This window comes from Streptomyces canus (genome assembly GCF_030815415.1).
In the GTDB taxonomy this organism is placed as follows: domain Bacteria; phylum Actinomycetota; class Actinomycetes; order Streptomycetales; family Streptomycetaceae; genus Streptomyces; species Streptomyces canus_F.
Window position 1 is genome coordinate 6,498,712 of record NZ_JAUSWW010000001.1, and the last position, 13,254, is coordinate 6,511,965.

General features: G+C 70.2%; 12 protein-coding genes. 1 reads left to right on the plus strand and 11 read right to left on the minus strand.

What is annotated here, in order from left to right; translation table 11 throughout:
- Nucleotides 1-82: 82 nt before the first annotated feature.
- The 8 genes from QF037_RS30085 to QF037_RS30120 all read right to left on the minus strand — a co-directional run bounded on the left by QF037_RS30085 (nucleotide 83) and on the right by QF037_RS30120 (nucleotide 9,095).
- Nucleotides 83-1,048, minus strand: a complete 966-nt coding sequence (locus QF037_RS30085; RefSeq protein WP_373463835.1) for an N-acetylglucosamine kinase — start codon at nucleotides 1,046-1,048, stop codon at nucleotides 83-85.
- The gene (locus QF037_RS30090) at nucleotides 1,045-2,310 is read right to left on the minus strand and encodes a 6-phospho-beta-glucosidase (RefSeq protein WP_307030524.1); all 1,266 of its coding nucleotides are present in this window, start codon (nucleotides 2,308-2,310) and stop codon (nucleotides 1,045-1,047) included. Before QF037_RS30090 ends, QF037_RS30085 begins: the two co-directional genes overlap by 4 nt.
- 87 nt (nucleotides 2,311-2,397) lie before the next feature.
- Nucleotides 2,398-3,291, minus strand: coding sequence for a carbohydrate ABC transporter permease (locus QF037_RS30095; protein WP_307030526.1), 894 nt, complete (start codon nucleotides 3,289-3,291; stop codon nucleotides 2,398-2,400).
- A gap of 3 nt (nucleotides 3,292-3,294) precedes the next feature.
- On the minus strand, nucleotides 3,295-4,236 hold the full coding sequence (locus tag QF037_RS30100; RefSeq protein ID WP_307030528.1) for a carbohydrate ABC transporter permease: 942 nt from the start codon (nucleotides 4,234-4,236) through the stop codon (nucleotides 3,295-3,297).
- Between the two features lie 2 nt (nucleotides 4,237-4,238).
- A complete protein-coding gene (locus QF037_RS30105) occupies nucleotides 4,239-5,573 on the minus strand; it encodes an ABC transporter substrate-binding protein (RefSeq protein WP_307030530.1) in 1,335 nt (444 codons plus the stop codon).
- A 72-nt stretch (nucleotides 5,574-5,645) separates the two neighbouring features.
- Nucleotides 5,646-6,839: an ROK family transcriptional regulator gene (locus tag QF037_RS30110; protein WP_307030532.1), complete on the minus strand. Its 1,194-nt coding sequence runs from the start codon at nucleotides 6,837-6,839 to the stop codon at nucleotides 5,646-5,648.
- A gap of 185 nt (nucleotides 6,840-7,024) precedes the next feature.
- Nucleotides 7,025-7,858 (minus strand): hypothetical protein, encoded by an 834-nt coding sequence (locus tag QF037_RS30115; RefSeq protein ID WP_307030534.1) that lies wholly within the window; start codon nucleotides 7,856-7,858, stop codon nucleotides 7,025-7,027.
- Nucleotides 7,859-8,003: 145 nt separating this feature from the next.
- On the minus strand, nucleotides 8,004-9,095 hold the full coding sequence (locus QF037_RS30120) for a mechanosensitive ion channel family protein (protein ID WP_307030536.1): 1,092 nt from the start codon (nucleotides 9,093-9,095) through the stop codon (nucleotides 8,004-8,006).
- 291 nt (nucleotides 9,096-9,386) lie between these two features.
- On the opposite strand from QF037_RS30120, the gene QF037_RS30125 reads away from it, so the two are divergent.
- Nucleotides 9,387-9,923, plus strand: a complete 537-nt coding sequence (locus QF037_RS30125) for an HNH endonuclease (RefSeq protein WP_020116449.1) — start codon at nucleotides 9,387-9,389, stop codon at nucleotides 9,921-9,923.
- A gap of 85 nt (nucleotides 9,924-10,008) precedes the next feature.
- Here QF037_RS30125 and QF037_RS30130 read toward each other — a convergent pair whose 3' ends face one another.
- The 3 genes from QF037_RS30130 to QF037_RS30140 form a co-directional block, all read right to left on the minus strand.
- Nucleotides 10,009-11,427 carry an ABC transporter permease gene (locus QF037_RS30130; RefSeq protein WP_307030540.1) on the minus strand — a complete coding sequence of 473 codons (1,419 nt, stop codon included), beginning with the start codon at nucleotides 11,425-11,427 and terminating at the stop codon, nucleotides 10,009-10,011.
- 329 nt (nucleotides 11,428-11,756) lie between these two features.
- Nucleotides 11,757-12,443: an ABC transporter ATP-binding protein gene (locus QF037_RS30135; protein ID WP_307030542.1), complete on the minus strand. Its 687-nt coding sequence runs from the start codon at nucleotides 12,441-12,443 to the stop codon at nucleotides 11,757-11,759.
- A complete protein-coding gene (locus QF037_RS30140; protein ID WP_307030544.1) occupies nucleotides 12,440-12,973 on the minus strand; it encodes a PadR family transcriptional regulator in 534 nt (177 codons plus the stop codon). The genes QF037_RS30135 and QF037_RS30140 overlap by 4 nt, the downstream gene beginning before the upstream one ends.
- Nucleotides 12,974-13,254 lie beyond the last annotated feature (281 nt).

A 13,254-nucleotide genomic window follows, 5' to 3' on the forward strand; every position in this document is an offset into this window, starting at 1 on the left:
CCGCACCACCCCCTGCCCATTCACACGCGGGGGGGATCTGTTCGGTTCCAGGTTCGGGTTTCGGGGGCGGTGTCAGGGTGCTTCAGGCGTCGTAGTACCTCCGCACCCGGGTCTGTGCCGCCATGGTCGCCCCCAGCCCGTCCAGGCCGAGCAGGGCCGCTCCCAGCACCGGGCTCGCCGTCACCACCTGCGGTACGGCCTTGGGGGCGCGGGCGGCCAGCAGGTCCCGTATGCCGTCGTCCAGTTGGGGATGGCGTGCCGCCAGGATGCCTCCGCCCAGCAGTACCGGGGTCTCCTCCGCCAGCAGGTCCAGGCGGGTCAGGGCCACCGTGGCCATCGTCGCCACCTCCTGCGCGAGACGCTCCACCAGGGCGCGGGCCACCGGGTCCCCGTCCGCCGCCGTGCCGAACAGGACCGGGGTCAGTTCGTGGCGGCGGGCCGGTTCGATGTGCTCCAGGTGCAGGGCCTCGATGAGGGCGAGCATGGTGTCGTGGCCGAAGTGGGACGGCAGGGTGCGGGAGAGGGCCGTCGGCTCCCCTCGGCCGTCCTCCGCCCGCGCCGCGTGCCACAGGGCCTCCTCGGCCAGACCCCAGCCGCCGCCCCAGTCGCCGGAGATACGGCCCAGCGCGGGGAAACGGGCGGTGCGGCCGTCGGGGCGCATGCCCACGCAGTTGATGCCGGCGCCGCAGACGACCGCCACACCGCGGGGTTCGGTGACACCGGCCCGCAGGATGGCGAAGGTGTCGTTGCGGACCTCCACCGTCGTTCCCCACGCGCGCGCGTGCAGGGCCGCGGCCAACTGCTCCTCCTCGACCGGGAAGTCGGCGTTGGCCAGACAGGCCGAGACATGGTCCACCGAGGTGATCCCGGCCGCCGCGAAGGCCTCGGCCACCGCTCCGGCGAGTGCGTCCACCGCGGCCCGCACCCCCACCGCCGGTGGCCGGAAGCCCCCGCCGCGCGCGGTGGCCAGGACGGTTCCCTCGGCCGTCACGACCGCGACGTCGGTCTTGCTGTTGCCCGCGTCTATGGCGAGGACACGTGCGGTCATGCCCACGCGAGATGCTCCCGGTTGTGTGCGATCAGTCGGTCGGTGAGTTCTTCCGCGTACGCGTACTGGCCGATCAGGGGGTGGGAGAGCAGGGCGCGGAAGACACGGTCGCGGCCGCCGCGCAGCGCCGCCTCCAGGGCCAGGTTCTCGTAGGCCGTCACCGCCGCCGTCAGGCCCGCGAAGAGGGGGTCCACGGTCTGGACCGGCAGCGGGGTCGGGCCGGTCCGGCCCATCGCCGCCTGCACCTCGATCACCGCGTCGTCGGGGAGGAAGGGCAGCGTGCCGTGGTTGTAGGTGTTCACCACCTGGTACGGGCTTCCGGTGCCGGTGAGCAGGCCTGCCGCCAGGTCCACCGCCGCCTCCGAGTAGAAGGCGCCGCCCCGCCGGGAGAGGAGCTCCGGTTTCTCGTCCAGCCCCGGGTCGGCGTACAGCCGGAGCAGCTCTTTTTCCATCGCGGCCACTTCGGCCGCCCGGGAGGGCTTGGTCCGCAGTTCGCGTACGACCTCGTCGTGTGCGTAGAAGTAGCGCAGGTAGTACGACGGGACCACGCCCAGGCGGTCGAGGAGCGCGCGGGGCAGCCGCAGATCGGTCGCGATCGCCTCGCCGTGACCGGTCAGCAGGTCGGGCAGTACGTCCTTGCCCTCGGGGCCGCCCAGGCGTACGCCCGTCTCCCAGGTGAGGTGGTTGAGGCCCACGTGGTCGAGGAAGATCTCCGGCGGTGCCACGTCGAGCAGGGCCGCGAACTTGCGCTGGAAGCCGATCGCCACGTTGCACAGACCCACCGCCTTGTGGCCGGCCTGGAGAAGGGCCCGGGTGACGATGCCCACCGGGTTGGTGAAGTCGATGATCCAGGCGTTCGGGTTCGTACGGCGGACCCGTTCCGCGATGTCCAGGACGACCGGGACCGTGCGCAGCGCCTTGGCGAGGCCGCCCGCGCCGGTGGTCTCCTGGCCCACGCAGCCGCACTCCAGCGGCCAGGTCTCGTCCTGTTCACGGGCCGCCTGGCCGCCGACGCGGAGCTGGAGGAGCACCGCGTCGGCGCCGTCCACGCCCGCGTCGAGGTCGGAGGTCGTCACGATCCGGCCCGGGTGGCCCTGCCGGGCGAAGATACGGCGGGCCAGGGCGCCCACCAGCTCCAGACGGTCCGCCGACGGGTCGACCAGGACCAGTTCCCCGATGGGGAGGGTGTCCCTCAACCGGGCGAAGCCGTCGATGAGTTCGGGTGTATAGGTCGAGCCTCCGCCGACCACGGTGAGTTTCACTGGAGGGACACTCGCTTTCGGGCGCCGGGGATGGTCTTGATCGGCCGGGGGTCCGGGGGTTGTCCCCCGGGGAGACGCAGCATGCGTTCAGCCCTTTACTCCGGTGAGCGTGACACCCTCCACGAACGCCTTCTGGGCGAAGAAGAACACGAGGATCACGGGGGCCATGACCAGCACGGTCGCGGCCATGGTCAGGTTCCAGTCGGTGTGGTGGGCGCCCTTGAAGGACTCCAGGCCGTAACTCAGCGTCCAGGCGCCCGGGTTCTCCGAGGCGTAGATCTGGGGGCCGAAGTAGTCGTTCCAGGCGTTGAAGAACTGGAAGAGGGCCACCGCGGCGATACCCGGCTTCGCCATGGGCAGGACGACCTTCAGCAGGGTGCGCAGGTCCCCGCAGCCGTCCACCTTCGCCGCGTCCAGGTACTCGTTGGGGATCGTCATCAGGAACTGGCGCAGCAGGAAGATCGAGAAGGCGTCCCCGAAGGCCAGCGGGATGATCATCGGCCACAGGGTGCCGGAGAGGTCCAGCTGCTTCGCCCAGAACAGATACATCGGGATGACGACCACCTGCGGCGGCAGCATCATCATCGAGATCACCAGCATCAGGGAGAGGCTGCGGCCCCGGAAGCGGAACTTGGCGAGCGCGTACGCCACCGGGACCGACGACACGACCACGAGGACGGTGCCGAGCCCGGCGTAGAGGAGCGTGTTCTTCCACCAGGTCAGAAAGCCCGGGGTGTCGAAGACCTTGCGGTAGTTGGCCCACTCCCAGGTGTGCGGGATGAGGTCCCGGCTCAGGGCCTGGTCGTCGCTCATGAGCGAGGTCAGGAAGACGAACACGAAGGGGAGCGTGAAGAACAGGGCCGCGGCGATGCCGAGGGAGTGGATCGCGATCCATTCCAGGAAGGCCTTGCGGCGGGCCGTGCGTTCGGCGGGGGAGGCCGGGGTCTTCAACTCCGCCGGCCGGTCCAGTACTTGGGTCATGCGTCAGTCACCTGCCTGGATGAGACCGCCGCGGCGCCGCATCAGGATCGCGGTGAAGGCCATGGAGAGGGCGAAGAGGACGAGGGCCACGACACAGGCCGAGCCGTAGTCGAAGCGCTGGAAGCCCAGGTTGTAGACGAGTTGGGGGAGCGTCAGGGTCGACTTGTCCGGGTAGCCGGGCTCGAACATGGTGCCCGCGCCCTGGATCACACCCGAGGCGACCTTTCCGGCGACCAGCGGCTGGGTGTAGCACTGCATCGCCGCGATCACCCCGGTGACCACCGCGAACATGATGATCGGCGAGATGTTGGGGATCGTGACGAACCGGAACCGCTGCCACGCCGAGGCCCCGTCCAGCTCCGCCGCCTCGTACTGCTCCTTCGGCACGTCGAGCAGCGCGGCCATGAAGATGACCATCAGGTCGCCCACCCCCCACAGGAACAGCAGGGTGAGGGCCGGCTTGGACCAGCTCGGGTCGTTGAACCAGCCGGGGGCCGGGATGCCGGTCTTCTCCAGGATCGAGTTGACCGGGCCCGTACCGGGGTTGAGGAGGAAGGCGAAGGCCATCGTGGCCGCGACCGGCGGGGCCAGGTAGGGCAGGTAGAAGAGGGTGCGGAAGACACCCGTACCGGTCCTGATCTTCGTGATGAGGAGACCGATGCCGAGTCCGAAGAGGACCCGCAGGGTCACCGTGATCACCACCAGCCACAGGGTGTTGCGCAGGGCGGGCCAGAAGTAGGGGTAGCTCTCGAAGACGTAGGTCCAGTTCTTCGTCCCGCTCCATGTCGGCGGCTTGAAGCCGTCGTAGTGCATGAAGGAGAAGTAGAGCGTCGAGATCATCGGGTACGCGAAGAAGACCACGAAGCCGATCAGCCAGGGCGACATGAAGGCGGCGGTGCGCAGCGCCGAGCGGCGGCGCTTCGACCTCAGTGTGTTGCTGCTCATCGCTACTTCGCCTGCGCGATGTCCGTGTCGATCTGCTGGGCCGCGGCGGCGAGGCCGGCCTTGAGATCCTTGGTCTTGCCGCTCTCGTATTCGTAGCCGAGGTCCTGGATCGTGTGGAGGTAGACGCCGCCGTTGAGGGAGGCGGGGCTCGTCGTGGAGTGCGGGTTCGCCGCGATGTCCAGGAACGTCTTGAAGCGCGGGTCGTACTTCAGCTTCGGGGACTTCAGGGCCGCGAGGGTCGAGGGCACGTTGTGGATGGCGTTGGAGAAGTCCACCACCGCGTCCGTGTCCGTGGTGATGTACTTGACCAGCTCCCAGGCCGCGTTCTGCTTCTTGCTGGTGGCGGCGATGCCGGTGATCGTGCCGGTGATGTAGCCCTTGCCGTACTGGTCCGCCTGGTCGTCGGGGACGGGCAGCGGAGCGACGCCGATCTCGAAGTCGGGCTTGGCTTCCAGAGCCATGCCGAGGCGCCATTCGCCGTCGAGCTGCATGGCCACCTGGCCGGTGTGGAAGGGGTGCTTGGGGCCCCATTCGTCACCGAGCTTGGTGCGGTACTTCTCCAGCTTCTGGTAGCCGCCGAGCTCGTCGACCAGCTTCTTCTGAAGGGTGAAGGAGGACGACACCGCCGGGTCCGTGGCTACCGTCGACTTGCCGCTCTTGTCGAAGTACGTCGGGGAGAACTGGCCCATGTAGTGCTCGGTCGTGGTCTCCCAGCCGTGGTAGTTCGGCATGAAGCCGAGCTGCTTGTAGCTGTCGCCCTGATTGATCGTCAGCTTCTTGGCGTCGGCCTCGAACTCGGACCACGTCTTGGGCGGACCGCTGATGCCCGCCTTCTCGAACGCGGTCTTGTTGTAGTAGAGGCCGTACGCGTCACCGAGCAGGGGAGCCGTGCAGCGGTTGCCCTCGAACTGGGTGTACTCGTTCATCGCCGTCGGGAACGTCTTGGCCGGATCGATGCCGGACTTCTCGAAGAACGGGTTGAGGTCGACCAGGGCGCCGGAGGAGCAGAACTTGCCGACGGCGTTGGTGGTGAAGGACGAGATCACGTCGGGCGCCTTGGAACCGCCCGCGCGCAGCGCCTGGTTGATCTTGTCGTCCGTCATGTTGCCGACGACGTTGACGTGGATGTTGGGGTGCGCCTTCTCGAAGCCGGCGATCAGGGACTTGACCGCCTTCACCTCGGCGGGCGCGCTCCAGGCGTGCCAGAAGTTGAGGGTCGTCTCCTTCGAGGCGTCGTCGTCGGCGCCGGAGCTCGACTGGCCGGTACAGGCGGAGGTGGTGAGAAGGGCCGCGGAGGCGATCAGGGCAAAAGCCGTTATTCGGGCGCGCTTGGGCATGGCGAGGTCTCCCTGGGGCGGGGAATGGATGAGAGGGCCGGGACGAGAGGGGGGCTTACCGGGGGTGAGGGCTCAGCGCGAGGTGTCGAAGACCTCGTCGCGGGTGGCCGCCAGCGCGCTCTCCAGCGCGCCGCGCAGCACAGGGTGTTCGGGTACGTCGCCGAGGACGAGCTTGGGCCTGGCAGCGGCCAGCTCCGCCAGCTCGGACTGGACGAGGGAACGCAGCACTTCGCCGCCGGAGGCGAGCGAGGCGCCGCTCAGGACCACGAGTTCGGGGTCGAGAACGGAGACGAGGGAGGCGAGACCGGTGGCGAGGTGGGTCGCGTAGGTCTCCAGCAGACGCTGGTGGCGGGGGTCTTCGGACTCCGCGGCCCGCTGTACGAGGGCGGCGGCGACCTCGGCGTAGGGGCCGCTGGGGATGTCGTCGACACCCAGTTCGCGGGCGAGTTTCGGGATGGCCTGCGAGCCGGCGAGTTCCTGGTAGCCGCCGCTGTTGGCCTTGGTGACCTGCCGGACCAGGGGGGCGCCGGGCACGGGCAGGAAGCCGACCTCGCCGGCGCCGCCGGTCCAGCCGCGGTGCAGCCGGCCGCCGAGGACGAGGGCCGCGCCGAGGCCGCCCTCGTTCCACAGCAGCACGAAGTCCTCGTGACCGCGCGCGGCACCGAGCCGCTGCTCGGCCACGGCGACGAGGTTGACGTCGTTCTCGTACTCCACCGGCATCGGCAGCGCGGCGGCGAGTTCGTCGAGCAGGGCCGGGGTGTGCCAGCCCGGGAGGTGGGAGGCGTAGCGCAGCCGGCCGGTGTTGGGGTCGAAGGCGCCGGGGGTGCCGATGACGAGGCGGTGGACGTCGGCGCGGGCCAGCCCGGCCGCCTTCACAGCGCCGTCGAGGGCGTCGGTGACCTGCTGGACGACGGGCTGTGCGGGGCGTCTGCCGGGGGTGGGCAGTTCGTACGACCCCACCGTGCGGCCGGTGATGTCGGCGACGGCGGCGAGGATGCGTTCGGGGGTGACGTCGAGTCCGGCGGCGTGTCCGGCGGCCGGATTGACCTCGTACAGCTGGGCGTTGGGGCCGGGTCGTCCCTCGGTGGTGCCGGTGGCGAGGACCAGTCCCGCGGCTTCGAGGCGGGCCAGGAGCTGGGAGGCGGTCGGCTTGGAGAGGCCGGTGAGCTTGCCGATCCGGGTGCGGGACAGCGGGCCGTGCTCCAGGAGGAGGTCCAGTGCGGCTCGGTCGTTCATGGCGCGCAGGGTGCTCGGGGTGCCGGCCATGTGTACCCCTCTCCCGGGACGGTTCCGCAGCAGACTTTACGGAAGGCAATTGTTAGGAAGGTTTCCTGTCGGATGCAGGGAACATAGGTCCGGGCCGTGGGGGAGTCAAGGGGGGTAGAACAAACCGCCCCCGCAGGAAACGGAGTCGTTACCTGCGGGGGCGGTCAGGGGTGATGCGGGGGTGACTACTGGACGTCGATGAAGTCGCCGGTGGCCTTCGCGGCGGCGGTCGTGGCGGTGCCCGCGAAGACGTAGCGGTAGTAGCCGTCCTTCGACGCCGTCACGGTCGACTTGAGGTAGCCGCCGGTCGAGGAGGTCACCGTCTTGACGGTGCTGTAGGTCTCCGAGCCCTTGGCGCGGAACTGCAGGGTGGCCTGCTGGGAGACGTAGCCGCTGTAGCCGCCGGTCTCCCAGTTGGCGCGGGTCAGCTTGCCGGTGACCGTGATGGTCTTGCCCTTCTTCACCGGCTCCGGCGAGGCGTTGGCGGTGACCTTGGCGGCGCGCTGGATCTTGGCGGTGCCCTTGTTGCCCCAGGCCGCGAAGCCGTACTCGAAGCTGACCTTGTCGTCCGAGTCGTCCTGGTCGGAGGTGACCTGGCCGTAGAAGCCGCCGACCTTCCAGGTGGTGGCGTCCGCGGCCTCGAAGAGGTTGTACGACGGGTCGACGGTGAGGGTGTCGGAGCAGGACTCCGTCACCGTGGTGTCCGTCGTCGCCGTGGTGGTGCAGACCGGTGAGGCGTCGCTCTCGATCTCGTTGTCGAAGGACGCGAGCGAGCCGCGGTAGAGCAGGACGCCCGCCGCGTTGTTCTTGTAGTCGATCGTCAGGTCGGCGGGACGGGTCAGGGTGTACGTCACCGGGACCGTCACCTCGTTGGTGGTGCCCACGACGATCGCCTTGCCGTTGTTCACGGCGACGTCCGCGAAGACGAGGTCCGGCGTGGCGGCCTGGGCGGCGGGCACGGCCAGCGCGGACAGGGCCAGGGCACCGGAGACGACGGCGCCTATGGCGAGCTTTCTCATGCTTTCCCCACATTCAGAGCGGGCCCCTGGGCGTTGCGCTCAGAACAAGGACCCGCTGATGGCCTGAACCTAAGCGGCTGAGGGTGGCGTTGGGAATGCGGAGAAGGTGTGAACAAGATTATTTCCGCAGGTGAGGCGTGACGTCCTACTTCGTCACGCTCGGCGGCGTTATCGGCGTGGCCGCCTGGGCCTGCGGGGAGGAGGCGTTCGCGTAGGCCGACGGGGCCGCCATGCCCGCCGTCGGGTCGGCGTCCGGGGTGGGGTCCATGAGGACGACCGGGCCGCCCACGATGGGGATCCGGGCCGCGTCGAAGGCTCGCTTGACGCGCCAGCGGAGTTCCCGCTCGACCGTCAGGGCCTTGCCCGGCATGGTCTTCGCCGAGACGCGGACGACCATCGAGTCCAGCAGGACGTTGTCGAGGCCCAGGACCTCGATCGGGCCCCAGAGGAGCTCGTTCCAGGGCTCGTCCTTGCTCATCCGCTCGGCGACGTCGTCGAGGGTCGCCTTCACCTTGTCCAGGTCCTCGTCCGCCCGGACCGTGACGTCCACGGCGGCCGTCGCCCAGCCCTGGGAGAGGTTGCCGATGCGCTTGACCTCGCCGTTGCGGACGTACCAGATCTCGCCGTTGTCACCGCGGAGCTTCGTCACGCGCAGGCCGACCTCGATGACCTCGCCGGAGGCCACGCCCGCGTCGATGGTGTCCCCGACGCCGTACTGGTCCTCCAGGATCATGAAGACACCGGAGAGGAAGTCGGTGACCAGGTTGCGGGCGCCGAAGCCGATCGCCACGCCCGCCACACCCGCGGAGGCGAGGAGCGGGGCCAGGTTGATCTCGAAGGTGCCGAGGACCATCAGGGACGCGGTGCCCACGATGATGAAGCTCGCCACCGAGCGGAGCACCGAGCCGATCGCCTGGGAGCGCTGACGACGGCGCTCGACGTTGACCAGGAGGCCGCCGAAGGCCGTGCCGTCGACCGCCTGGACCGTGCGGTTCATGCGATCTATGAGCTTGGTGATCGCCCGCCGCACCATCACTCTCAGCACCGCCGCGATCACCAGGATCAGCAGGACGCGCAGACCCATCGCCAGCCAGGTCGACCAGTTCTGCTCGACCCAGCTGGCGGCATTCGTCGCGCTCTCCTGGGCATCCTGGAGCGAGGGGACGGCGGGCGTCGACGTGTCCGAAGGGGACGGGGACGGCGACGCCGCGGCCAATAGGGCGGCGGACAACGACACGGCAGGTACCTCCAGGTGCAGCGCCTGCCTCCCGGTACGGCGGTCAAAGATCGTGAAGGTCACGGAAAGGTCACCGGGCGGCAGACCCACCACACTAACGGTGCATCGTGTGTGGATCGTTGCAATGTTCGGGGGAGAGACCGTCCTCACCTGGGGATGAAGAAAGGTGTGGTCGAAAACACTCTCAGCCCGTTACCAGGAGATGGTGGCGTTTCCAGCAGGCATGAGGGGACACTGACTACAGATCGTCCCGGCGCGAGCCACGCGCCGCCGACGCCCAAGGAGGCATCCGTGCCGCATGTCCTGGTCCTGAACGCGTCGTACGAGCCACTGGGCGTCGTACCGCTCCGTCGCGCGCTCGTCCTCGTCCTGGAGAACAAAGCGGTCTCCCTCGAGGAATCCGGCGCCTTCATGCACAGCGCAACCGTCACAGTCCCCGCACCAAGCGTGGTCCGGCTCAAGCGATTCGTCCGGGTTCCCTATCGGGGGCCCGTTCCTCTGACCCGCAGGGCGCTCTTCGCGCGCGACGGGGGCCGGTGCATGTACTGCGGTGGCGTCGCAACCAGCGTCGACCACGTCATCCCGCGCAGCCGCGGGGGCAAGCACGTCTGGGACAACGTGGTGGCGTCCTGCCGCCGCTGCAACCACGTGAAGGCCGACCGACACCTGTTCGAGATCGGATGGCGGCTGCGCCACAAACCCGCCCCGCCCACCGGTCTGGCCTGGCGCATCATCGGGACCGGACACAGGGACCCGCGCTGGCTGCCGTACTTGCAACCGTACGGCGCGGAAGACGCCATGGCCCGGATCGACGGCATCTCTGCCTGACGACGATCCGGGCCTTCGTGTTGCCGCGGACGGTTGCGCACCGGTCCCGGGGGCCCCCGTGCCCCCGGGACCGGTCGTTCACCGCTCACGCGTAGCGCAGCTCCGCGGGATTCAGGGAGCGGCGCAGCAGCGGGAGCGAAGTGGCGGCGGCGAGCAGACAGCAGGCGTACACCGCGAAGGGGACCAGGAGCGCGGCGTACGGCGTGACGGCGGGCCCGTCCCCGACCAGCCGGGAGTACCCGACCCCGATCGCCATGCCCCCGGCGCCGCCCAGCAGCAGTGCGGGCGCGAGCGGCAGCGCGGTCTCCAGGAGCAGCGCCCGGCCGAGCACCCGTTGCGGCACCCCGGCGGCGGTCTGCGCGGCCAGGCCCCGGCGGCGGGTGGCCAGCGACTCGGCGGTGCCGACGGCGAGGCCGGAGAGGGTGATCACGAGGGTGGCGGCGATCGCGGCGGCGACCAGGTTCACGCCCGTCGTGTAGTACGACATGCTCGCGGCCAGCTCGTCGGGCTTCCTGGAGTCCAGCTCGGCGAGCAGCACCTGCCGCACGCCCACGAAACCCGTCCCGACGACCGTCACCAGCAGCACCGCCGCATGAGTGCGGGCCGCGGCCCAGGGGTCGTCGCGCAGCCTCTCCGCCGCGATCAGGGTTGCCGCGGTCCGGGCCCGGCGGGCCAGCCACCGGCCCGTCAGCGTGGCCACCGCTCCGGTGATCCCCACCGCGGCCACGCCGACCAGGACAAGCGCCCCGGCCACGAGCAGCGGCCCGTTCGCGTACGAGCCGCCGTCGCCGGGCATACCCGAGGACGTGCTGCGTGTCGCGGCCAGCGCCACCGCCGCCACGACCAGCACTCCGCCGGCGAACAGCGCCCAGAACCCGCGCCCCGACCCCGTCCGCACCCGGCGGACCCAGCCGAGCGGCGAGGCCACCACCCGGCGCAGCGCCAGCACACCCGCCGCGGCGCCGAGCACCGGCACACCGAGGGCGACCAGCGTGATCCCGGCCCAGGCGAGCCAGGTCGGGTGCTGCCACTGGCGCAGCAGTGCCACGGCCGAGGCGACGGTGGCAAGCAGCGAGCCGAGCAGACAGGCCAGCCCGGTCTCCAGTGCCGCGATCCGCCGCACCTGCCCGGCCGAGGCCCCCGCCAGCCGCAGCCCGGCCAGTCGCCGGTCGCGGTGCACGGCCCCGATACGGGCGCACTGGCCGAGGAAGCCGAGGACGGGGATCAGCAGGAGCAGCAGGACGACGATGACGCCGGAGCGGGTGCCGGGGTCGTCGAGGAGACCCGCGCCCACGGACACGTCGTAGCGGCCCTGGAGCGCGGCGAGGCTCACCGCGGCCAGCGCGAACCCGGTCGCGAGCCCCGCGCCCACCGCCGTGAGCCCGACCCGCCACCACTCCCGCCGGTCGGAACCGCGGGTGAGCAGCCAGGCGAGGCGGAGGTCGGAGCCCAGGGAGCCCCTGCCGCCGGGCCGGGTGGTGGGAGTGGTGTGTGGGGATCGCATAGTGCCGTCTCCGGTCGGGTCGCCGTGCAGGCCGGGTCGCGTGCTACCGGGTCGGCCGCCCGGCTCGGTCCGTGGGGGCCGGGTGTCGGTGTTGCCGGTGGGACTGCCGGGCCCGGTGCCGGGGGTGGTGCGGGTGGGCTGCGTGGCGGGGTCGGCTTGCGGGGGGTGGGTCCTGGTGTCCTCGACGGGTCCACCAGGCCGGGCGTCCGGGGTGGGCTGCGCGGTCCGTGGGGGTCTGGTCCTGGTGTTCTCGGGTGGTCCGCCGGGCCCGGTGCCCGGGTCGGTGTCCACGGGGCTTGTGCCGTCGCTGCCGGGGTGCGGGCCGGGCGTCACACCGTCACCCCGGTCGGCGCCACGAGGCCGTCGCTCAGGCGTGCCTCGCGGTCCGCGTACGCCGCCACCTGGGCGTCGTGGGTGATGAGGAGGACCGCGGTGCCCTGCTCGCGGGCCGTGTGCACCAGGGCCGTCATCACCTGCTCGCCGGCCAGCGAGTCCAGCGCGCCGGTGGGCTCGTCGGCGAAGACCACCTTCGGTTCGGTGACCAGGGCCCGGGCCAGCGAGGTCCGCTGGGCCTGCCCGCCGCTCATCTCGCCGGGCCGCAGCCCTTCCTGCCCGCGCACCCCGAAACGCTCCAGCCACTCACCGGCCCTCTCGTGGGCGTCCCCGCGCGCGGCGCCCGCCAGCATCAGCGGCAGGGCGACATTGTCGAGTGCGGTCAGCTCGGGGATCAGCTGGCCGAACTGGAAGACCACCCCGAACTCGGTCCGGCGCAGCTCGCTCAGCCGCTTCTCGGGCAGGGTGTCGAGCCGTTCACCGGCGTAGGAGACCGAGCCGCCGTCCGGACGGACGATGCCCGCCAGGCAGTGCAGCAGCGTCGACTTCCCGCTGCCGCTGGCGCCGGTGACGGCCAGGATCTCGCCGGCCCGCAGCTCGACCGAGGCGCCGCGCAGGGCCTCGGTCCTGCCGTGCGTCTTGACGAGGTCACGGGCCGCCAGAAGCGGCACTTCGTTGCTCATGCTGTGTCGACCTCCGCGGTCAGGGTGGTCAGCCGGCCGGCCGTGGTGGTCATCCAACGGAGGTCGGCGTCGAGGTGGTTGAGGGCGTAGTCCGCCGAGAGCACGGTCGCGAGATCCGCGCCCTTGGCTGTCTTGACCTGGGTGAGTTCACGCATCCGCACCATGTGGGCGGTGCGTTGGGCGCTGAGATACGCCTCCGGGTCGCCGTCGGCGAGGATCGCGACAACGACTTTGGCGAAGATCTCGTTGGTCACGAAGGGCGCGGGCGGCGTGATCTCCCCTGCCCACGTGGCGAGTTCTTGCTGTCCGTCGATGGTGGAGCGGTACATGGTGCGTTCCGGTCCGCCGTCCGAGTCGGTGCCCTCGACCTCGGCGAGTCCGTCGCGGACCAGTCGTTGAAGGGTTGTGTAGACCTGCCCGTAGGCCAGCGGGCGGGCCTGCGGGAAGCGTTCGTCGTGCCGTCGCTTGAGGTCGTAGCCATGGCTCGGCCCCGTGGCGAGCAGCCCCAGCAGGATGTGGCGGGTGCTCATGGCGATCATTATGCACTCGCTACATGTACTGAGTGAATAGTGGTCGGTTATCGGTCGCGGGTGACCGTTCACCGGTGGCTGGATCCGGCCACCGCCCTCGGTCGAGGCCTGTCCGAACTGTCCCCGAAGCGCCCCCATATGACACCTCGTCATGCACCGTGATTCAGCCAACAGCCGTGCCATGTGACGTAATCGGGGTTTTACAACGAGGGTCGACTGGATTTAAAGTGAGGGTTGATCGCATGATGATCACGGCCGACGTCACCAATCGGCCCATCAAT

Coding starts and splice junctions, on each gene's coding strand:
- QF037_RS30085 (WP_373463835.1), bottom strand. CDS start 1,048: ATGACCGCACGTGTCCTCGCCATAGACGCGGGCAACAGCAAGACCGAC.
- QF037_RS30095 (WP_307030526.1), bottom strand. CDS start 3,291: ATGACCCAAGTACTGGACCGGCCGGCGGAGTTGAAGACCCCGGCCTCC.
- QF037_RS30100 (WP_307030528.1), bottom strand. CDS start 4,236: ATGAGCAGCAACACACTGAGGTCGAAGCGCCGCCGCTCGGCGCTGCGC.
- QF037_RS30105 (WP_307030530.1), bottom strand. CDS start 5,573: ATGCCCAAGCGCGCCCGAATAACGGCTTTTGCCCTGATCGCCTCCGCG.
- QF037_RS30110 (WP_307030532.1), bottom strand. CDS start 6,839: ATGGCCGGCACCCCGAGCACCCTGCGCGCCATGAACGACCGAGCCGCA.
- QF037_RS30115 (WP_307030534.1), bottom strand. CDS start 7,858: ATGAGAAAGCTCGCCATAGGCGCCGTCGTCTCCGGTGCCCTGGCCCTG.
- QF037_RS30130 (WP_307030540.1), bottom strand. CDS start 11,427: ATGCGATCCCCACACACCACTCCCACCACCCGGCCCGGCGGCAGGGGC.
- QF037_RS30135 (WP_307030542.1), bottom strand. CDS start 12,443: ATGAGCAACGAAGTGCCGCTTCTGGCGGCCCGTGACCTCGTCAAGACG.
- QF037_RS30140 (WP_307030544.1), bottom strand. CDS start 12,973: ATGAGCACCCGCCACATCCTGCTGGGGCTGCTCGCCACGGGGCCGAGC.